The sequence below is a fragment of the Frankia gtarii genome, assembly GCF_025403375.1.
Lineage (GTDB): Bacteria > Actinomycetota > Actinomycetes > Frankiales > Frankiaceae > Frankia > Frankia gtarii.
In genome coordinates this window covers 1-20,664 of sequence record NZ_JAMPTM010000107.1, presented here as the reverse complement: position 1 = coordinate 20,664, position 20,664 = coordinate 1, and the positions used below count along the sequence as shown (strand labels likewise).

Genomic DNA, 20,664 nt, shown 5'->3' with positions numbered 1-20,664 from the left:
GGGTGGAACGGCGGGGGCCGGGCCAATCTGCTGGGCGGCGGGCACGGCCCGGGCGGCCTGACCGCAACCGGCGAGGCGTTCGCCGCCGGGATCCTCGCCCGGCTGCCGGCACTGATGGCGCTCGGCGCGCCGAGCGTGGCCTCCTACCTGCGGCTGGTGCCGTCCCAGTGGGCCAGTGCCTACGCCTGCTGGGGGTTGGAGAACCGGGAGGCGGCGCTGCGGATGATCCCCGGGCCGCCGGCGGCCGCGGGCCGGGCGGCGAATCTGGAGATCAAGTGCTTCGACCTGGCCGCCAACCCCTACCTCGTGGCGGCCGGGCTACTCGCCGCCGGACACGCCGGCCTGGACGACGAGGCCCGGCTGCCCCCACCGATCGACGTCGACCCGGCCTCGCTCGACCCCGCCGAGCGGGCCCGACGCGGCATCGCCCGGCTGCCGACCGACCTCGGCGCGGCCGTCGCCGCCTTCACGGCCGACGACGTGCTGCGCCGCGCCTGCGGCCCGGAGCTGCACGACACCGTCGTCTCCGTCCGACGGGCGGAGATCGGCCGGTTCGTCGGTGCCGACCCGGCCGTCGTCGTCGCCGCCACCCGCTGGCGCTACTGATCGTCCGGCGACCACCCGTGCCCCGGCCCGGACCTGACTCGGGGCGTGAGATCCTGGCCGGGCGGCGTGCGGGCCGATCGCATGAAGTTCTTCGGCCCTGTGGTGGCGACCGCCCGGCGCGGCCGTTGCCACGGCTTGGTCCTCCATAGCGCTGTCCTTGTGGTGACGTTAGCCCGAACAGTCGATCGTGACCCCCGACACGTTGCTTTGGCGCGTGGGAGCATTACGCCCCCACAATGATGCGCACCCCGTTCGAGGAGGCGCGCGTGCGTAAGGTTCTGGTCGCAAACCGCAGTGAGATAGCCGTCCGCGTCTTCCGAGCCGCTCAGGAGCTGGGGCTGCGCACCGTCGCGGTGTACACCCCGGAGGACGTCTCCGCACTGCACCGGACGAAGGCGTCCGAAGCGTACGAGCTCGGCGGGCCGGGCCATCCGGTGCGGGGCTACCTCGACATCGACGCGCTGCTCACCGTGGCCAAGCAGGCGGAGGCGGACGCGCTGCACCCCGGCTACGGCTTCCTGTCGGAGTCGGCGGTGCTGGCGGAGGCGTGCGCGGCGGCGGGGGTGACCTTCGTCGGCCCGCCCCCGTCGGTGCTGCGGCTGACGGGGGACAAGGTCGCGGCGCGCAACGCGGCGATGGCGGCCGGCCTGCCGGTGCTGCGCGCATCCGCGCCGCTGCCGGACGGGGCGGGCGCGGCGCAGGCGGCCGAGGAGGTCGGGTTCCCGCTGTTCGTGAAGGCGTCCGCGGGCGGCGGCGGGCGAGGACTGCGCCGGGTGGAGCGCGCCGCGGACCTCGCCGACGCGGTGGGCAGCGCCTCCCGGGAGGCCGCGGCGGCGTTCGGCGACGGGACCGTCTTCCTGGAGCAGGCCGTGGACCGGCCCCGCCACATCGAGGTACAGGTCTTCGCTGACTCCTACGGCAACATCATCCATCTGTTCGAGCGGGACTGCTCGGTGCAGCGCCGCCATCAGAAGGTCGTCGAGATCGCCCCGGCGCCGATGCTGGACGCCGCGGTCCGGGCGAGCATCTGCGCGGACGCGGTCCGCTTCGCCCGCCACGTCGGCTACGTCAACGCCGGCACCGTCGAGTTCCTCCTCGGTGCCGACGGCCGGTACACGTTCATGGAGATGAACCCGCGTATCCAGGTCGAGCACACGGTCACCGAGGAGGTCACCGGCGTCGACATCGTCGCGGCCCAGCTGCGCATCGCCGACGGGGAGAGCCTCGCCGACCTCAACCTCGGCCAGGAGCAGATCGCGCTGCGCGGCACCGCGATCCAGTGCCGGGTCACCACGGAGGACCCGGCGGACGGCTTCCGGCCCGACACCGGGACGATCAGCTTCTACCAGTCCCCGGGCGGCCCCGGCGTCCGCCTCGACGGCGCGACCTACGCCGGCGCGGAGATCAGTCCCTACTTCGACTCGCTGTTGGTGAAGCTGACCGCGCGGGGCAGCACGCTGGAGAAGGCGGCCAGGCGGGCGCGCCGGGCGCTCAACGAGTTCCGGGTCCGCGGTGTCCGGACCAACATCGACTTCCTGGGCAGGGTGCTGACCGACCCCGACTTCCTCGCCGGCGGGGTGACGACGTCGTTCATCGACGAGCGCCCCGAGCTGCTGCTGCCCGGCCGGGGCACCGACCAGACCAGTCGGACGCTGGCCCGCCTCGCCGAGAGCACCGTCAACGGGTTCCGCCGCCCGGCGACCGCGCTGGTCGACCCGCGTATCCGGCTGCCGGAGCTGCCCCTGCTGCCCGCCGGGCAGGGAGTGCCGATCGGCGCCGGCTCGCCCGCCTGCCTCGGCGCAGGCCTCGGTTCCGGTGCCGGCGTCGGTGGTGGTGGTGGAGTCGGTCAGGGGCTGTCCGGCGCGAGCCTCGGCGGGTTCACGGTGCCCGCCGGTTCGCGGCAGCTGCTCACCGAGCTCGGTCCGGCCGGCTGGGCGGCGCGGCTGCGCGCCCAGGAGGCGCTGGCCGTCACCGACACCACGCTGCGCGATGCCCATCAGTCGCTGCTGGCGACCCGGCTGCGCAGCTTCGACATCCTGGCGGCGGCGCCGTCGTTCGCCGCCCTGACGCCGAACCTGCTCAGCCTGGAGGCGTGGGGCGGGGCGACGTACGACGTGGCGCTGCGCTTCCTGGCCGAGGACCCGTGGGAGCGGCTCGCGGCGCTGCGATCCACCGCGCCGAACCTGTGCCTGCAGATGCTGCTGCGTGGGCGCAACGCGGTCGGCTACACGCCGTATCCGGACGACGTGGTGCGGGCGTTCGTCGCCGAGGCCGCCGCGACCGGTGTCGACCTTTTCCGGATCTTCGATGCGCTCAACGACATGGAACAGATGCGCCCGGCGATCGAGGCGGTCCTGGAGACCGGCACGGCGATCGCCGAGGGCACCCTGTGCTACACCGGCGACCTGTCCGACCCCGGCGAGCAGATCTACACCCTCGACTACTACCTGCGCCTGGCCGAGCAGCTCGTCGCCGCCGGCGTGCACGTGCTGGCGATCAAGGACATGGCCGGGCTGCTGCGTCCCGCCGCGGCGGCGACGCTGGTCACCGCCCTGCGGTCGCGCTTCGACCTGCCCGTCCACCTGCACACCCACGACACCGCCGGCGGCCAGCTCGCCACCCTGCTCGCCGCGTCCGCGGCCGGGGTGGACGCCGTCGACGCCGCCGCGGCGCCGATGTCCGGTGGCACCAGCCAGGTGAACATGTCGGCCCTGGTCGCGGCGACCGACCACACCCCGCGGGCGACGGGGATCGCGCTGTCGGCGCTGTCGTCGATGGAGGCGTACTGGGAGGCGGTGCGCGACCTGTACGCGCCGTTCGAGGCGGGCCTGCGAGCGCCGACCGGGGCGGTGTACCGGCATGAGATCCCCGGCGGGCAGCTCACCAACCTGCGCCAGCAGGCGATCGCCCTGGGGCTGGGGGAGCGCTGGCCGGCCGTGCAGGAGGCGTACGCCGTCGCCAACGAGCTGCTCGGCAAGCCGATCAAGGTGACGCCGACCAGCAAGGTCGTCGGCGATCTGGCGCTGTTCCTCGTCGGCGGCGGGGTGGACGTCTCCACGCTGCGGGAGCATCCGGAGCGCTTCGACCTGCCGGCGAGCGTGCTGGGCTATCTCGCCGGGGAGCTCGGTACCCCGCCGGCCGGGTTCGCCGAGCCGTTCCGGGAGCGGGCGCTGGCCGGGCGCCATCCGGCTCCGCCCGCCATCGACCTCGACCCCGCCGACGCCGCCGAACTCGCTGTTCCCGGCGCCCGGCGCCGCTCGGCGCTGTCCCGGCTGCTGTTCCCCGGCCCGTGGAAGGACTATCTGGCCGCCGCCGACAGCTACGGCGACTCCTCGCTGGTCCCGACGGAGCCCTACCTGTACGGGCTGCGGCCCGGCGCGCCGGTGGCCGTCACGCTGGAACCCGGGGTGGAGATCATCATCGAGCTGGAGACGCTGTCCGAGCCGGACGACGCCGCCATGCGGACCCTCTACCTTCGGGTCAACGGCCAGCCCCGCCCGGTCCGGGTCCGGGACACCTCCATCACGGCGACGACGGCCGCGGCCCGACGGGCCGACCCGAGCGACGCGAACCAGGTCGGCGCCGGGTTGCCCGGCATCGTCACCTTCACCGTCGCCGCCGGGGACGCCGTCACCCAGGGCCAGAAGCTCGCGGTGGTCGAGGCGATGAAGATGGAGGCGGCGGTGACCAGCCCCCTCGCCGGCATCGTCGGCGAACTCGTCCGTGCCAGCGGCGACTCCGTCGAGGTCGGCGACCTGCTGCTCGTCATCCGCCCCTGACCGGTACGCACGACGCGTGGGGCCCGCCACGTGATCCTGGCGGCGGGTCCCACGAAGGCCGGGGGTTCGCAGGTCGAAGCTTCGGAGCTTCGGAGGTCGAGGGCCCGAAGGGCGCAGGGTTGCGCCCGGGCGTCAGGGGGCCCCGGGCGCAGCCGGGCGGGCACGGAACACCCAGGCCCGCAGCAGCAGGAACCGGATGACGGTGGACAGCAGGTTCGCCAGCACGAGGACCGTGACCTCCAGGCCGCGGCCTGGATGGCCGCTGCCCGTGTGCAGCGCCGCGAGCGAGCCGCTGGTCAGCCCCAGCCCGATGGCGAACACCACGAGGCCCTGCAGGTGGTGGCGGCCGGCCTGGGCCGCACCGGTGAGGCCGAAGGTGAGCCGCCGGTTCGCCGCCGTGTTCGCCACCGCAGTGATGAGCAGCGCCAGCAGGTTCGCCGCCTGGGCACCGGTGGCCGTCCGCAGCAGGACGAACAGCACGAGGTAGGCCAGCGTGCTGGCCACCCCGATGACCGCGAAGCGAATCAGCTGGCCCGGCAGCCCCCGTGGCACTCCCGGCACCTGCACCCCTCCCGTCGCCGCGCCGCCGCTGCCGTCCGCGCCGCCCGTGGTGGCCCCGGCTCCGGCCGCCGTGGTCAGCGGCCCTCGGCCGAACTCCCGGCGCAGCTCGACCAGCGGCAGCGCCCCGGTACCCAGGGCCCGCAGCAGCCGGACGACCCCCTTGAGGTCCGCGATCGCCGTATTGAGCACATCGACCCGGCTGTCCGGGTCGTCGATCCAGTCGACGGGCACCTCGTGGATGCGCATCCCGGTCCGCTCGGCGAGAACGAGCAGCTCGGTGTCGAAGAACCAGCCGGTGTCCTCCACCAACGGCAGCAGCGCCGCCGCGGCGTCGGCCCGGATCGCCTTGAACCCGCACTGCGCGTCGGAGAACCGGGCGGCGAGCGTGCCGCGCAGGATCAGGTTGTAGCAGCGGGAGATCACCTCCCGGCGCGGACCGCGCACCACCCGGGAGGTACGGGCGAGCCGGGTACCGATCGCGAGGTCCGAATGCCCGCTGATCAGCGGCGCGACCAGCGGCAGGAGCGCGGCGAGGTCGGTGGACAGATCGACGTCCATGTAGGCGAGCACCGGCGCGGGCGACATCGCCCAGGCGGTGTGCAGCGCCCGGCCGCGTCCCTTCGCGTCGAGGTGCACCGTGCGCACCCCGGGCAGCTCCTCCGCCAGCGCCAGCGCGATCCCGAGGGTGCCGTCGGTGCTGGCGTTGTCGGCGATCGTGAGCTGGAACGGGTAGGGGAACGAGTCCCGCAGGTGGGCGTGCAGCCTGCGCACGCAGGGGGCGAGATCGTTCTCCTCGTTGTAGACCGGGATGACGACGTCGAGCACCGGCAGCGGTCCGCCGTCGTCCTCCACTGCCGTGCTGGCGTGCGTCTGCTCCGCGGGAACGCGCTGCGCGGGGGCACCGGTTCCGGTCGCCGAGGAAGGCATCCACGTCGTCATGCTCCTCACCCTCGGTCGGCGAGCTGTGCCACCCGTGTGCCCATGCTGTGTGCCGCCTGTGAGACTCCAGCCCGAGCCCTGAGCAGGGCCCGGCATCCCCCCACCAGAGTGGCGCCCGCACCCGGACACCGCGTGGCCTGCGAGTGAGGGTAGGTGCGGTCATCGGGCAGCTGGCGGCCGGTAGATCCATCGGCGAGGTCCTTGTGGACTATCCATACCTTGAGCACGCCGATGTTCTGGCCGCGCTGGCCTACGCGGCGGCGGCGGTCAGTGAACGAGAGCTACCACTGGCCAATTCGGTGTGAAGTTCCTCATCGACGCGAATCTGTCTCCTCGCGTCGCGGTGAGGCTTCGCGAAGTTGGTTACCCGGTCAGCCACGTCATCGATGTCGGTCTGGGTACGGCAACTGACACTGAGATTGCCGGCTGGGCATCCGATAATGATCGGACAGTTGTCTCCAGCGACAGCGATTTCAGTATGATCCTCGCGCGTAGCGGTGACGCGAAGCCGTCGTTCGTCCTGCTTCGCCATCTCAACGAGCTGAGCCCGGACCAGCAGGCAGATCTTCTTCGTGCTCCGAAGGTGAGCGCCTTGTCGGGTATCTGCCGCGACGCGGCGAAAGCCTGACCGGCGACGGCCGTGCGCTCCGGGCCTGGGGAGGGCCCGGAGCACACGGCCGGTCTGGTGATGGCGACGGATCAGGTGGTGCGAGCGGTGGTGTTGGTGGCGGAGGTGCCGGTGCTCGCCCTGGGGGCGGTCAGGTCGTAGAGGGTGACCCCGCCGACGGTCTTCTCGGTGAAGTTCTCCGTCACCCAGGTGGAGATCGCCTGCGAGGAGTTGCTGCCACCGTTGGCCTGGCCGAAACCGCCGCCGCCGATGAAGTAGTGAATCTTCCCGTCGCTGACGTACTTCTTGAACTGCGCCAGCGTCGGCGACGGGTCGCTGCCGTTGAAGCCGCCGATCGGCATGACGGGTTCACGGGTCGCGAGCTGGTAACCGGCGGCGCTGTTCGAGCCCACGGCGGCCGCGACCCAGGTGTAGGAGTCGGCGTTGTCCTTGAACAGTTTCACGATGGCATCGCTGGGCTTCGCGGCGTCGAGCAGGCCGCCCATGCCGCCCCGCATGCCGCGGTCGGCGGCGAACCCGTTGCCCTGCTGGCCGGTGCCGGTGCCGCCCTGACCCGGAATGGTGCCCTGGCCGCCCGCGGTGCCGTTACCGGTGCCGCCGGGGAAGCCGCCGCCCTGGCCGCCGCCCGGGAAAGTGCCGCCCTGGCCCCCGCCCGGGAACGCGCCACCTTGGCCGCCTGGGAAGAACGTGCCCGCCTGGCCGCCGGCCTGGTTGCGGCCCGCGCCGCCCGGCTGGCCGTTCATGCGGCGCATGAAGCCGCCCGGGCCGCCGAAGCCGGCGCCGGCGGGACCGGCCGAGGGGATCGAGCCGGTGTGCGGAGACCCGGCGGTGGCCACCGCGTAGGCACCCGGCCCGAGCAGGCCGGCGACGAGCGCCACCGCGGCGACCCCGATCGAGGCCCGGCGGGGCAGCCGGACGGTGGCGAGGAAACCGATCGTCGCGATGATGCCCGCGACCAGCACGGTGTAGCGGATCCACGGGTGCCAGTCGGCGGTGCGGTGCAGCAACGTCCACGACCACGCGGTTGTCGCGGCGATCGTCGCCGCCCCGGCCACCGCGGCGGCGGGGTGGCTCCGGTGCCGCCACAGCAGCACCGCTCCCATGCCCACCAGGGCACCGACCGCCGGGGCCAGGGCCACCGTGTAGTAGGCGTGGAAGATGCCCTTCATCTGACTGAAGATGATCCCGGTGACGAGCAGCCAGCCGCCCCAGAGGGCGAACGCGGCCCGCAGCCGGTCGGTCCGCGGCGCCCGCCGAGTGATCCACAGCCCGGCGACCAGCAGGATCAGCGCGGCTGGCAGCAGCCAGGAGATCTGGCCGCCGACCTCCGAGCCGAACATCCGGGTCCAGCCGGTCGACCCCCACATGCCGCCGCCGCCCGGGCCACCGCCGCCGCCCGGAAACGGCATCCCGCCGGCGGCGCCGTTCGCCAGCCCGGCCGCGCCGCCGGTGCCGGTGCCGCCGGGCAGCGCACCGGCAGCGCCGTTCTGAAGCACGCCGCCGAAGCCGCCGCCCCGGCGGCCGCCACCGCCGCCGACGCTGCCGGTCTCGTTACCGGTGAGCCGGCCGAGCCCGTTGTAGCCGAGGGTGAGTTCCAGCAGGCTGTTGTGCTGCGAGCCGCCGATGTAGGGCCGCGACGAGTCGGGGACCAGTTCCACGATCGCGATGAACAGCCCGGCGGGGACCAGCAGCCCGAGGCCGCCGGCGAGCGTCTGGCGGACCCGGCGCCAGAACGACGTCGGTGCGCAGGCCAGGTACACCAGCGCGAAGATCGGCACGACGACCAGAGCCTGCAGCAGCTTCGTCAGGAACGCGAAGCTGACCAGCACGCCGGCCAGCACCATCCAGCGGGTGCTGGCCTGCTCCACCGCGCGCAGCGTCGCGTACGCGCCGCCGACGAGCAGGAGCACCAGCAGCGCGTCCGGGTTGTTGAACCGGAACATCAGCGCCGCCACCGGGGTGAGCGCGAGCACCGCGCCGGCGAGCAGCCCCGCCCCGGCGGACAGCTGGCGGCGCACCGTCGCGTAGAGCAGCGCGACGGAGCCGACACCCATCAGCGCCTGCGGGACGAGCAGGCTCCACGAGTTCAGGCCGAAGATGCGCGCCGAGAGCGCCATCACCCACAGGGATGCCGGCGGCTTGTCGACGGTGATCGAGTTGCCGGCGTCCGAGGAGCCGTAGAAGAACGCCTTCCAGCTCACCGAGCCCGCCTGGACCGCGGCCGAGTAGAAGGCGTTGGCCCAGCCCGAGGCGCTCAGGTCCCACAGGTACAGCACACCGGTGCCGACCAGCAGGACGATCAGCGCCGGCCGGACCCAACGCGGGTCCGGCTCCGCGGCGACGGGCGGTGCGGTGCCCTCGGCGGCGGTCCCGAGCACCGTGGGCGCGTCGTGATCCGCCGGCTGGGCGTGATCCGCCGGCTGGGCGGGGTCCGTCCTGCTCCACGGCAGCCGGCGACGGTGTCCCTGAGTGCGCCGATCCCCGGCGTGCGGGACCGGGTCGGTGAGAGTGGGCGACATGGGAATTACCCTGAGCCATCGACCTTTCGAGTCCTTGTGCTCCGCCTGTGTGCAACCTGTGAAGCTCGGCGGATGGGAGTGCTCAGGTGCGGCGGGCCGACCCGGCGAGGGCCGATTCGGCGGGGGCGGCTGGCAGGGCCGGCGGGGCGGCCGGCTCGCCCGGTGCCGACACCGCCGGGGACCAGCGGGGCAACGTGACGATGAAGGCGGTGCGGCCGGGTTGGCTGGTCGCCTCCACCTGGCCGTGGTGGGCCTCGACGACGGCCGCGACGATGGCGAGGCCGAGGCCGGTGCTTCCCGCGGCCCGGGACCGCGAGCTGTCCCCGCGGGCGAACCGTTCGAAGACCTCGGGCAGCAGTTCGGGAGGGATGCCGGGGCCGTCGTCCACGATGGCGACGGTGACCTCGGTGTCGGTGACGGACAGGCTGGCCGTCACCCGGGTTCCCGGCGGTGTGTGGGCGCGGGCGTTGGCCAGCAGATTCGCGAGGACCTGGTGCAACCGGGCCGAATCGCCGGTGACGGTGACCGGCTCCTCGGGCAGGTCGAGCGCGAAACGGTGATCGGGGGCGGCGACGTGCGCGTCGCTGACGGTGTCGACGACCATCCGGGAGATGTCGACCGGTTCGTGTTCCAACGGCCGCCCGGAATCGATCCGGGCGAGCAACAGCAGGTCCGAGACCAGCGCCGTCATCCGTGCGCTCTCCGACTCGACCCGGCTCATCGCATAGGTGACATCGGGCGGGACGGGTTCGCGGGTGCGCCGGGTGAGTTCCGCGTAGCCGCTGATCGCGGCGAGCGGGGTGCGCAGCTCGTGGCTGACGTCGGCGAGGAACTGCCGCATCCGCGTCTCGCTGGCGTGGCGGGCGGCCAGCGCCGCCCCGATGTGGCCGAGCATCCGGTTGAGCGCCGAACCCACCTGGCCGACCTCGGTCCGCGGATCGGTGTCGACCTCCGGCACGCGTACCGACAGCGCCACCTCACCCCGGTCGAGCGGCATCTCCGCGACCCGGGAGGCGGTCGCCGCGACCCGGCGCAGCGGGCGCAGCGTCACCCGGACGATGACCGTGCCGGCGATCGCCGCAGCGGCCACCCCCGCCAGGGCGACCGCGCCGGCGATGGCGGCCATCTTCGTCAGGGTCGCGTTCACCTGCTTCATCGGCAGGCCCGTGATGACGGTGGTGCCGTCCGGCTGGGTGCGGCTGAGCAGCCGGTAGTCTCCGACGTCCGCGAGACCGCGGGTGCGCGTTTCGTTGTCGCGTGGGATGGCCGCGACGGTGGTGGCCTGGTCGGCGGAGAGTACCTGCGGGGAGTCGGCCGAACCGATGTAGGCGCCGTAGATGCCGGAGTCGTCGATGACCGCGGCCAGCGTGCCGGGCTCGACCGGCCCGGTAAAGAAATGGCGGAGCAGGGTGCCGCCGCTCACGCCATACAGCGTCTGCACTGCGGATGTCGTCGCGCCGGCCGCCGCCGTGGTTGGGTTCACGGCGGAGATCACGCGCGCGGTGCTCGCCTGGGCCGTGGTGGTCCCGCTGCTGGTCGTGGCGGCGCCGGCTGTGATCGTCGTGGCGGCAGGCTGCCAGGAGGTTGTCGTGCCGGTGCCGGTGCCGGTGCCGGTGCCGGAACCCGTGCCGTAGCCGTAGCCTGGCGCGGGGACCGTGCCCGATCCGGAGCCCGATCCGTCGCCGGGGAGCTGCTGCGGCAGGGGCGTGTCGAAGAGCCGTGACGACGGGGGGCGGTCCCACCGCTTGCTCGCCTCGTACAGCCGGCGGTCGAGCTGGTCGAGCAGGACGCCGCGCAACGCCACCGCGGTGACGAACACGATCGCCAGCGACACGGTCGCGAGCAGCACCATGAGCAGGGCGAGCAGCCGCGTCCGCAACGACCAGCGGGACGGGGCGACCGACCAGCCGTGCCGGTCGTGGCGGGCGCGCCGGCGACCACCTCGACCGCCGCGTGCGTGCGGCCCGACCTGGGCGGTCGGGTCAGCGGGCTGCTCGGAGGCCATCGGTGCGTCAGCTCCGGCGGGCGTGCCGATGGCCCCCGCCCGGTCCGGCCGGGTCAGGCCGGCCGGTCCCGGCGGACTCCGGCGCGAACCGCGCCGCCCGGCCGAGGTCCGCATGGGTCTGCATCGCGCCAGCTGCGCCCAGGCCGGCAGCGGCCGCACCGGAGTCGTCGGCAACCGTGGCTGACCGGCCGCCGGTGCTGAACGCACCGGCGCGGGCCGCCGCGGATGGGAACATGGCGGAGGGGCCGCCCGCCCGAGCCGCCGGATGGTCGGCATCGGCCGGCCGCAGCACATAGCCGGCGCCGCGCATCGTGTGAATCATCGGTGCGCGGCCGGCATCGATCTTCTTGCGCAGGTAGGAGACGTACAGCTCGACGACGTTCGCCTGCCCGCCGAAGTCGTAGTTCCACACCCGGTCGAGGATCTGCGCCTTGCTGAGCACCCGGCGCGGGTTGCGCATGAAGAAACGCAGCAGCTCGAACTCGGTGGCGGTCAGGTGCACCGGGGCGCCGCCGCGCGCCACCTCGCGGCTCTCCTCGTCCATGGTCAGGTCGCCGACGACGAGCCGCGCGCCCTGCAGCGCCTCGGTGGTCCGCGCCGCGCGGCGCATCAGCCCACGCAGCCGGGCGACGAGCTCCTCCAGGCTGAACGGCTTCGTCACGTAGTCGTCACCGCCGGCGGTGAGCCCCGCCACCCGATCCTCGACGGCGTCGCGCGCGGTCAGGAACAGCACCGGGACGTCCGGGCTCTCCGCCCGCAGCCGCCGCAGCACCTCCAGCCCGTCCATGTCGGGCAGCATGATGTCGAGTACCACCGCGTCGGGGCGGAACTCGCGTGCCAGCCGCAGCGCGCCGCGCCCGTCCCCGGCGCTACGCACCTCCCACCCCTCGTAGCGCAGCGCCATCGACAGCAGCTCCGCCAGCGTCGTCTCGTCGTCCACCACGAGTACCCGCACCGGTTGCATAGGGGACAGCTTCTCCCAGATCCCTGGCCGCCACCTGAGACTCGGCTGTGAACTTCCTGTGAGCGCCCGAAGTGGGCTGGGAGTGCCCACTGATCCTCGGGTCACCACGATGGGCCTGAGCGCGGTGACCATATCGTTGCCTAGTGCATTTCGATGAAGCTTTAAGCAGATTACATCTGGTCCTGGGCGCGTCGGATCAGAGCGGATCACGGTCATCCGAGTCGTTGATGCTGCTGTGGGCGGTGGAGCGCATCACGGATGGTGTGCGGCTGAGCCGGTGGTCCGAGGTTCGCGCGGAGCTGGCGGCGGTCCTGGACGCGGGAGGGAGTGGGAACGCCGACGGATCAAGGGCACGGGACTTCCCGGTGGTCGCGCTACGTGACTCGCCGTTGTGGGAGATCCGTGCGGGGACTCCAGTGCCGCCTGCTGACAGCTCCCAGCAGCGCCGGTGGCTGGACCAGGAGGATCCTGCTATCGGTCTTTCTGAGCCTGCGTTCGATCTCCTGCGTGTCGGACGCAACCGTGAGCGATTCCTGTCGGTGCTGCGATCTTTCGTTGACAAGTCGACGAAATCATCGAACCCAGAGATCAGCTTCTGGGAGATCGAACCAGGTGTTGTGCAGATTCGCCGCGCCATCCACAAAAGATACGGCGGAAATCATCAATCTGGCATTAGCCCGTGTGCGGAGAATCCTAACATCCTGCTCTTTACGAACCCGATCAAGGGTAGAATTCACGGCTATTTTGATGGCTGGGGTGACGACGGATGCTTCCACTACACCGGAGAGGGGCAGGGTGGTGATCAGAAAATGGCGGGAAACAATCTGGCTGTGCTAAATCATCGGACGAAGGATCGCGCACTTCGTCTCTTCCATGTTATGGGAAGCGGTGTTCAGTATGTCGGCGAATTCGAGCTCGATGCTGACTTTCCGTGGTACACGAGCCGGGCGCCAGGAACGCGAGGCGGTCCGATGCGGTCGGTCATTATGTTTCGACTCCGCCCGCAGGGATCGGTGCATCTCGTTGATGCCACGATCCCGGCGAGCACTGCCACTACCAGCCGCGTTGTCTCCGTGCCGATAGAGGAATCCAGCGTCGACCAGTACGCTATGATCGGTCCGGAGAAGCCCATCACTGCTGTCCGGCGGGAAGCCAATCTCGTTCGTGATTACGCCGCATATTTGCGGTCTCTTGGCCATGATGTTTGTCGGAAGCAGATTCTTCCGCTCAATGAGCTGGGTCCTCTTTTTACGGATCTCTACGATGAAACATCGGGTGAGTTGGTAGAGGCGAAGGGGGCTGTCACGCGTGAGGCTATACGTATGGGAATTGGGCAACTCCTCGACTATCGACGTTTCATTGAGCCGGCCCCACGTCTGATCCTCCTGGTTCCCTCCGAACCGCGCCCGGATCTCCTGAACTTGTGCGCCAGCGTGGACGTCAATGTCGTGTGGAAAACAGATTCCCACCCGGTATGGGCGAGCAGTCAAGAGTCGCCGCGAGTGCGGGGATCAAAGAATTTAAATTAGCTGGATCTTGAGATAGATTGGCGGTGAAGGAGTCCATGATCGCCCCGGCGGTCGTCGAGGGGCTCGTCGTCGCCGGCAGCCGGCGGCGAGACAGCGCGTTGGACCGACTCACGCCGCGGGACGCGAGGTGCTCGGCCACATGGCGCAGGGCTGAAGCAATGCCGTCTTGATGTTTCTGCACGCCGGCGGCAGCGCCCCGGCCGGTGACAGTCGTCCTACCAGTGACGGTGGTCGCGGGGGACGGCGTCCATACCCCGGGGGTGACCTGGTCGCACCCTGGTTCCGTCCGCGTGCGGTGGGAAGACCCGGCGGGTGCCTGGGGTGCCCGCCGTCTGTGTGCTGGCCGTGGACGATCAGCGGCCGTTCCGGCTCGGCGGTGTGCGCATGGCGAGCTCCAGATCGGCACCCCACGTGTCCGTCACAGTCTGCGGCGCGACGCCGGGGTCGTGCGCGCAGCAGGGCGTTGTGCCAGAGGGCTGGTCAGGGCGCCGGTGGTCAGCGCCCGAGGATGAAGCAGCAGGCTGGCGCCGAGCCGTTCGCTACCGAGGACCGGGCCGATGCCCGTCCCGACGACCGCGAATCGCCTCCGGTCGCCGTCCGCGGGGGCGACGTCGAGCGTCTCATCGAGGCCCAGGATGAGCTCGTCGGCGATCTGGGGGCGGAGTACGACGTCCTGGGCGGTCCGGGGTTCGTGCCCGTGCTGGTCTTCGCGCATCGGGTTCTGCCGACCTGGTTCGGCGTCGTGAGTGCGGTGCTCGCGACGGTGTCGATCGGCGCGACGCTCGGCGTCGGCCTGCCGCACTCGGCCGGGCTGCTGGCCCCTGGCTGGATGCTGGCCGCCAGCGTTGTGGTCTTCCGTGCCCGGGGCAGCCAGTAATCTTCCGCGGCTGTGGGCAAGGTACGCGCGCATCCTCCGATCGTCCTAGGCCAAGCGGACCTGACCGGCGACGCCGCCTGACGAACCAGCCGACTCGGCGGGACGGCGCCTCCTGTTCGCCGACGCCGGGCCGGGCCGGATCGGAGACGACGGCGGCATCGGTTTCGGGGCCGACCGGGGATCGACGACGCTGTCCCGACCGATGTGGACAGGCCTGGCGCTGACGGGTTCGGTGGTGGCGAGTCCGGTGGCGGCGGGCCCAGCGGTGGCGGCGGAGACCGGACGCGGGGCCCGGCCGCGCTACCTCTTTCGGCGCGTTCCGCGACGGCGTCGGCCTCAGCCCGCGGTGACGATCCCGACGTCACACGGCTGCCACCCAGGTGACGGCGGGGACCCCCCGGGAGCACGCTGTGGTCTGTCGGCAGGACGACCAGGGAATCGCGCCCCAAGGGGGGGTTCACCCGCGCAAACTGGGTAGGTGCTCCGCATGGCTCGACACCGTCGTCCTCAGTCCGCCCGCCACGGCGTGCGCCCTAGCGTGGCGCGTCGGGTGGTACTGCCCACAGCCACTCTGGTCACCGCGGGGGTCGTCACAGTGGGTACTGCCTTCGCCTGTACCGGTTCCTCCGCCGTTGCCAACGCGAGCACGGGGGTGATCGTGTCGCCGGTCCGCGACGCCGAGACCGTCGTTCCTTCCACCCGCGAGGCTGACGCGATCGCCGAGGCGGTACGCACCAGCCCGTACACCGCTCAGGTCCCGGCGAACGAGTACAAGGTCGCCGGCACCGCCCTCGCGAGCAGCGACCCGAGCTGGGCGTACACCGAGCTGCACCCGACGGTCGCGGACCTCGACCGGGCGGAGGGCGTGTTGCACCGCACCGACGGCGGCTGGAAGCTAGTCCAGCTCGGTACCTACGAGGTGGGCTGCGGCGTTGCGCCGAGCGCCGTGCTCGACGACTTCGGCCTCGAGTGCCCGCCCGCGGACGCGGCAGACGCCGAAGGCGCGGACTCCGCTAGTCCCGCCTGAGCCTCCCGGGCATCTCCGCCTCCGCCTCCGCGGGGGCCGTCCGCGCCTCCTCGGGGCGCGATGGAGGATGCTGCTTGCCGGCATGGCTGCGGCCCAGCATCAGGCCGGGCCCAGGACCAGCGGGAGGCGAACCGAGTGCCCGTCACCGAACTTGATGTACGCACGGCCGACGGTGTGATGGACGTGTACCTGCACACCCCCGATGACGGCGGGGGCGCGACGCCGCCGGTCGTCGTCTTCTACCCGGACGCCGGTGGCGTCCGCCCGGTCATGCACGACATGGCCGCCCAGTTCGCCTCGCGCGGATACGCGGTAGCGCTGGTGAACTTCTTCTACCGGTCCGGCAAGATCTCGTTCGACGTGGGCAAGGTGTGGTCCGATCCTGATCTACGCGCCGAGCTGATGGCCGTGATGGGCAAGGCGGACCCGGCGTCGGTCGTTCGTGACACCGCGGCGCTGCTCGACGTGCTGGACGGGCGTTCCGACGTGCGGGCCGACAAGGTCGGCGTGGTCGGCTACTGCCGGGGCGGGCTGATGGCCTTCACCCTGGCCGGTGCGATCCCGGACCGGGTCGCGGCCGCCGCGTCGATCCACGGCGGTGGCATCGCCACCGAGGAGCCGAACAGCCCGCACCTGCGGGCCGAGGCCATCCAGGCCGCGCTCTACTTCGGCGTCGCGGCCGACGACCGGTCCTGCACGCCGGAGCAGCAGGAGCTGCTCACCACGGCGCTGGACAAGGCCGGTGCCCGCTACGAGCTGGAGCAGTACACCGCCGCCCACGGCTTCGCCGTCGCGGACAACCCCAGCCACGACGCCGCGGCCGAGCAGCGGCACTGGGAGCAGGTCACGGCGCTGTTCGCCCGGGAGCTGCCCACCGGCTGACACCGGACGCCCCTCGAGGTGCCGAGCCCGGCCCACGCCCCCACCTGGTCGCGCGGGCCGGGCCAGACGCAGCACGCCTCAGGGCGTGTAGATGATGTCCCAGAGGCGGGCGGTCATGTCCGTGCTGGTCGTGGCGAGCAGCAGGCCGAAGGGGGCGAAGGCGCAGCTCATCACGGTGCTGCTGTGCCCGGTGAGGGTCGCGATGGCCGCGCCGGTCGAGACGTCCCACAGCAGGGCGGTGTCGTCGGTGCTCGCCGTCGCCAGCAGCCGGCCGTCGGGGGAGAAGGCGCAGCTCTGGGCCGAGCCGGGCAGGGTCGCGACGGTGCTGCCGCTGCCGGCGTCGGTCAGCCGGGTCCCCTCGTTGCCGGCGGTCGCCAGCAGGCTGCCGTCGGGGGAGAAGGCGCAGCCGCCGGTGAAGTTCGTGTGCCCGGGCAGGCTCATGATGGCCTCCCCGACGGAGACGTCCCACAGCAGCGTCGACTCGGCGCCCGCGGTGACCAGCAGCCGGCCGTCGGGGGAGAAGGCGCAGCCGTAGACGGTGCCGCGGTGGCCGTTGAAGGTGGCGATGTTCTTGCCGGTCGACGAGCCCCACAGCCGCACGGTGCGGTCGGTGCCGGTGGTCGCGAGCAGGGCCCCGTCGGGGGAGAAGGCGCAGCCGTAGACCGGGCCGCGGTGACCGGTCAGCGTCACCGTCTGGCGGCCGGTGGCGACGTCCCAGATCCGGGCGGTCTTGTCGCTACCGGTGGTGGCCAGCAGTTTGCCGTCGGGGGAGAACGCGCAGCCGTGCACGACCAGGCTCTTGCGCCCGCTGAGCGTCGTCGCCACGCGGCCGGTGGCGACGTCCCACAGCCGGGTGCCGTCCTTGCTGGTGGTGGCGAGCAGCCCGCCGTCGGGGGAGAAGGCGGCGGAGGTGACGTCGCGCTCGTGGCCCGTGAGCGTCGCCCGCGCGGTGACCTCCACGTGCAGCGACGGGCGGCTGCTGCGTTCGAAGCCGCGCAGGTCCGCGGCGCCCGGCGAACCCAGCGGCGCGGGCCCGGACGGCAGGATGGTCGCGATCCAGTCGGCGTCACGGACCGGCGTGCCGGGCTCGGCGTGGGTGTGGATGAGGCTGCCCGGCGCCTCGACGGCCAGGTCGAACAGGGTGCCGTCGGTGAGCCGGACGCGGGCCAGCACGGCGCCCGAGTCGAAGCGTTCCCCCGGTTCGACCAGCCAGCGAACCATCGTCGCCCGCCCGCCGGGGATGTCCCAGCGGGCCGGCTGCAACACGGGATTCGGCCGCGCGGCGGTGGTCCGCCGGGTCGACACCGACGACGCCCAGGCCGCCGCGCCGAGCACCACCGCGAGCTCCGGGTCGACCGGGGAGAACAGCTGCTGGCCGGGCCAGTCGGTGCCGACCCCGAGCCGTCCCTCCAGCACGTCGGTGACCACCGGGATGCGCGAGCTGCCGCCGACGAGGAGTACCCCGCCGAGCTTGTCCGGCCCGTACCCGGCGGTCTCCAGCAGGTGCTGGCAGCAGGCCATCGTGCGGGCCAGGGTCGGCGAGGCGAGCTGGGTGAGCCGGTCGCGTCGCATGCTGACCAGCAGGCCCGCCGGGCTGAACACGTCCTCGACGACCGCGATGTCGCTGAGTTGATGCTTGACCGCGCGGGCGAAGTCGAGCAGCTCGTGGCGGGTGCGGCTGGCCGTGGTCTGGTACATGTCGCCGTTGCCCGGCGGGTTGAGCAGCGGTTCCAGCCCCGGACCGTAGAGGCCGAGGATCTCGTCGAACAGGATCTGGTCGAGGTCACGCCCACCGCAGTCGTGCAGCGCCGCGTGCGCGATCATCTCGTGCCGGCCGTTCTCGCCGACCGAGACCAACGCGCCCTCGAACGTCCCGCCGCCCAGGTCGTAGACGAGCATCAGCGAACCGGGCTCGGGCTCGGCGCTGACCAGCGGTGACCAGGCCGCGGCGACCGGCTCGGCGAGCAGGTCGACGTCGACGAAGCCGGCGGCCTCCGCCGCCGCGATCATGACCCGGCGCAGTGGGCCGGCCGGGTCGTAGCTCGCCGGCACGGTGACGACGGCCCGGGTCAGCGACTGCCCGTCGAGCTGCTGTTCCGCCTCCGCCTTCAGGGCGCCGAGCACGGTGGTGACCAGCACGTGGGCCGGGTAGCCGCGGCCATCGAGGGGCACGGCGCCGTCGCGGGCCAGGTCACGTTTGATCTCGCCGCGGTAGGCGGCGGGCCAGATGCGCTTGCGGCGTTCGGCGAGGGTGCCGACGATCAGGTTGCCCCCGTCGGCGAACACCGAGGCCGGCCAGCTCACCGAGCCGCTGGCGGGTTCCCGGACCGGTTCGATGCGGCCTTCGACGGCAAGAGCCGCCCGGGCACTGCAGGTACCGTAGTCGATCGCGAGGATCGGCTCGCCCACGGCACCCCCTGTCCACGATTCCGGTGGGCAGATCGTAGCGGCGCCGACCGGGGCACCGTCGACACCCTCGCCAAACAGCAGGAAAACGGGACTGACCGTCCGTATCTGGTTGCCGCCCGTGGTTGCGTTGCGCGGTGGACTATCGTGCGCGCGGTGCCTTGGCAGTGGTGCGCGGGGCTGCTGCGGGGTGCTGGCGGCGCGGCGCCGAGCGATGCCCGGACGTAGTGGCGGACTGCCGGTCTCCCCCGAAACGACCGGCAGTCCGCGGAACCGCGCCGGCGCGCCCCCGATTCGGCAACTGGCCGTCTCGTCCCCCCGACGAACTGGCCCGACCCGTCGCACCGGCGTGATCCCTGGACTCATCGTGCGGGATGTCGACGGCGCCCGCCATCCCCGATTCATCGGGGGAAAAGCGCCGGCGCAAGCCGTCGAAGTCTGGTTTCCCGCTGGTTTCCCGCCGCTGTCACCGGCCCGGTCGGGAAATCCACCGGGCGGGGTGCCAGGCAGGCCGGCGCAGGTCGAGGGCCGCGCCGGCCAGCACCGAGATCTGCTGCGCGACCAGCCGGCCGAGGTCGGCGGCGAGGCCGTCCGGCAGCGCCGAACCCTCGCCGGGGACGGCCTGTAGTCGTGCCACCACGGGCCCGACCTGGAGAACACTCACATGCCCGGCACCCGGCGGGTCGTCTCCCGCACCTGCGAGCGGCGGGGTGGCCGGTAGTTCGGGCAGCTCCCGGGCGAGTTCGCCGGCCCGGCGCGGGCTCGGCAGCAGCCAGCGCGTGTCGTCGAGTCGGTAAAGCTCCGCGTCGGGCGTACCCAGCCAGATGGCCCGGCCCTGATGCACCGTCCGGCCGCCGGAGGGTGCGGCCGCGGCGTCGGGCGGCCTGATCCGGCACATCCCGGGTGGCAGCGCCGCTGCGTCGAGGAAGGAGGCGAGGAATGCCGCCCGCAGTCGGTCCGCCCGCCTCCGGTCCCCCTCCTGCGCGCCGCCGCCCATCCTGACGAGGGTGTGGGCGCGGGAGACGTCGGGCAATCCCACGAAAACCGGGGGATGCGACAGGGCGGAGCGGCGCTTAGTCGAAGCCGAGTTCGCGGGCCCAGATCGCGGCGGCGGTGCTCGGAGGGATCGTCGGCGGGGCGTCGGGATGGCTGGCGATGTACTTGGCCCGCACCGTGCGCAGGTAGTCGGCGACGACGCTGGCCTTGACGTTCATCGCCCGGGCCGCCTCCTTGTGGGACAGGCCCCGGCATCCGACGAGGACCATCACCTCGGCCTCCCGCGGCGAGGGCCGGTGCAGCCGGCGGCGGCGGCGGGCGGCGTCGAAGATCCGGGCGAGCCGGCCGTGCGCGTCGGGTGCGGACAGACCCCACTCGGCGCACAGCTCGTCGAGATGATCCCCCTGGGCGAGGCCACGCAGCAGGTTGCGTTCGTCGGCGTCGATCTCGTCGCGGGAAAGCGGGCGCCGCTGCGCGTCCTCCAGCAGGAAACCGGCGAGCCGGGCGGAGACGTGGTAGCTGCCGGTGGCCACGGCGGTCACCGCGGCCACGAACTGCTGCGCCGGCGCCGTCTTGTCGACGAACCCGCGGGCCTGCGCGGCGATCGCGTCGAGTACCTCGTCGGGGGTCGCCACCCCTGACGTCGTCAGGACCGACAGGCCGCGGGTGTGCAGGTCGGCCACGGCCGCGGCGCCGGAGATCCCGGGCAGGTGCAGGTCGCAGACGACGACGCCGGGCGCGGCGCTGCGGTCGAACGCCTCGAGGCTCGGGGCCGGCGCGAGGACCGAGAACCCGGCGCCGACGAAGCGGGCGGCCAGCGACTCGGTGGAGATCGGATGATCCTCGATGATCGCCACCGAGACCGCTAGGCGCTCGGGGCTCACCGCGGGCCCGCCTGCTCGGACGCGGGAGACGGCGTCCCGCCATCGGACGGGATGGGCGGGAC

13 protein-coding genes and 2 pseudogenes are annotated in these 20,664 nt (G+C 72.4%); 8 read left to right on the top strand and 7 right to left on the bottom strand.

All coding sequences use genetic code 11. The features are described 5' to 3' along the window. Positions 1–606, top strand: a pseudogene (locus tag NBZ83_RS16690) (glutamine synthetase); the annotation flags it as partial. Positions 607–872: 266 nt separating this feature from the next. Beyond that, entirely contained in the window at positions 873–4,385 is a 3,513-nt protein-coding gene (locus NBZ83_RS16685) for a pyruvate carboxylase (protein ID WP_261567995.1), read from the top strand. A gap of 132 nt (positions 4,386–4,517) precedes the next feature. Here the strand turns inward: NBZ83_RS16685 and NBZ83_RS16680 are convergent, their stop codons facing one another. Further along, positions 4,518–5,885, bottom strand: a complete 1,368-nt coding sequence (locus tag NBZ83_RS16680) for a bifunctional glycosyltransferase family 2/GtrA family protein (protein ID WP_261575342.1) — start codon at positions 5,883–5,885, stop codon at positions 4,518–4,520. Between the two features lie 143 nt (positions 5,886–6,028). Between NBZ83_RS16680 and NBZ83_RS16675 the strand changes: the two genes are divergently transcribed. Then, complete coding sequence (locus NBZ83_RS16675; protein ID WP_261567999.1) at positions 6,029–6,190, top strand: DUF433 domain-containing protein; 162 nt, start codon at positions 6,029–6,031, stop codon at positions 6,188–6,190. After that, a complete protein-coding gene (locus tag NBZ83_RS16670; protein ID WP_261568000.1) occupies positions 6,187–6,513 on the top strand; it encodes a DUF5615 family PIN-like protein in 327 nt (108 codons plus the stop codon). Before NBZ83_RS16675 ends, NBZ83_RS16670 begins: the two co-directional genes overlap by 4 nt. 71 nt (positions 6,514–6,584) lie before the next feature. On the opposite strand, the gene NBZ83_RS16665 is transcribed toward NBZ83_RS16670, so the two are convergent. The 3 genes and pseudogenes from NBZ83_RS16665 to NBZ83_RS16655 all read right to left on the bottom strand — a co-directional run. Beyond that, positions 6,585–9,032, bottom strand: a complete 2,448-nt coding sequence (locus tag NBZ83_RS16665; RefSeq protein WP_261575341.1) for a glycosyltransferase family 39 protein — start codon at positions 9,030–9,032, stop codon at positions 6,585–6,587. Positions 9,033–9,114: 82 nt separating this feature from the next. Next, a complete protein-coding gene (locus NBZ83_RS16660) occupies positions 9,115–11,037 on the bottom strand; it encodes a sensor histidine kinase (RefSeq protein WP_438803316.1) in 1,923 nt (640 codons plus the stop codon). A 277-nt stretch (positions 11,038–11,314) separates the two neighbouring features. Then, positions 11,315–12,001, bottom strand: a pseudogene (locus NBZ83_RS16655) (response regulator transcription factor); the annotation flags it as partial. 143 nt (positions 12,002–12,144) lie between these two features. Between NBZ83_RS16655 and NBZ83_RS16650 the strand changes: the two are divergent. From NBZ83_RS16650 to NBZ83_RS16635, 4 genes are all read left to right on the top strand, one after another. After that, a complete protein-coding gene (locus tag NBZ83_RS16650; protein WP_498041058.1) occupies positions 12,145–13,530 on the top strand; it encodes an SRA domain-containing endonuclease in 1,386 nt (461 codons plus the stop codon). Between the two features lie 508 nt (positions 13,531–14,038). Then, entirely contained in the window at positions 14,039–14,407 is a 369-nt protein-coding gene (locus NBZ83_RS16645) for a hypothetical protein (RefSeq protein ID WP_261575339.1), read from the top strand. A 550-nt stretch (positions 14,408–14,957) separates the two neighbouring features. Then, on the top strand, positions 14,958–15,434 hold the full coding sequence (locus NBZ83_RS16640; protein ID WP_261568021.1) for a nuclear transport factor 2 family protein: 477 nt from the start codon (positions 14,958–14,960) through the stop codon (positions 15,432–15,434). Positions 15,435–15,569: 135 nt separating this feature from the next. Then, a complete protein-coding gene (locus NBZ83_RS16635; protein ID WP_261575338.1) occupies positions 15,570–16,316 on the top strand; it encodes a dienelactone hydrolase family protein in 747 nt (248 codons plus the stop codon). Positions 16,317–16,394: 78 nt separating this feature from the next. Here NBZ83_RS16635 and NBZ83_RS16630 read toward each other — a convergent pair whose 3' ends face one another. From NBZ83_RS16630 to NBZ83_RS16620, 3 genes are all read right to left on the bottom strand, one after another. Beyond that, positions 16,395–18,725 carry an Hsp70 family protein gene (locus tag NBZ83_RS16630; protein WP_261568024.1) on the bottom strand — a complete coding sequence of 777 codons (2,331 nt, stop codon included), beginning with the start codon at positions 18,723–18,725 and terminating at the stop codon, positions 16,395–16,397. A gap of 463 nt (positions 18,726–19,188) precedes the next feature. Next, complete coding sequence (locus NBZ83_RS16625; protein WP_261568026.1) at positions 19,189–19,761, bottom strand: hypothetical protein; 573 nt, start codon at positions 19,759–19,761, stop codon at positions 19,189–19,191. Between the two features lie 34 nt (positions 19,762–19,795). Further along, positions 19,796–20,575: a response regulator gene (locus NBZ83_RS16620; protein WP_261575344.1), complete on the bottom strand. Its 780-nt coding sequence runs from the start codon at positions 20,573–20,575 to the stop codon at positions 19,796–19,798. Positions 20,576–20,664 lie beyond the last annotated feature (89 nt).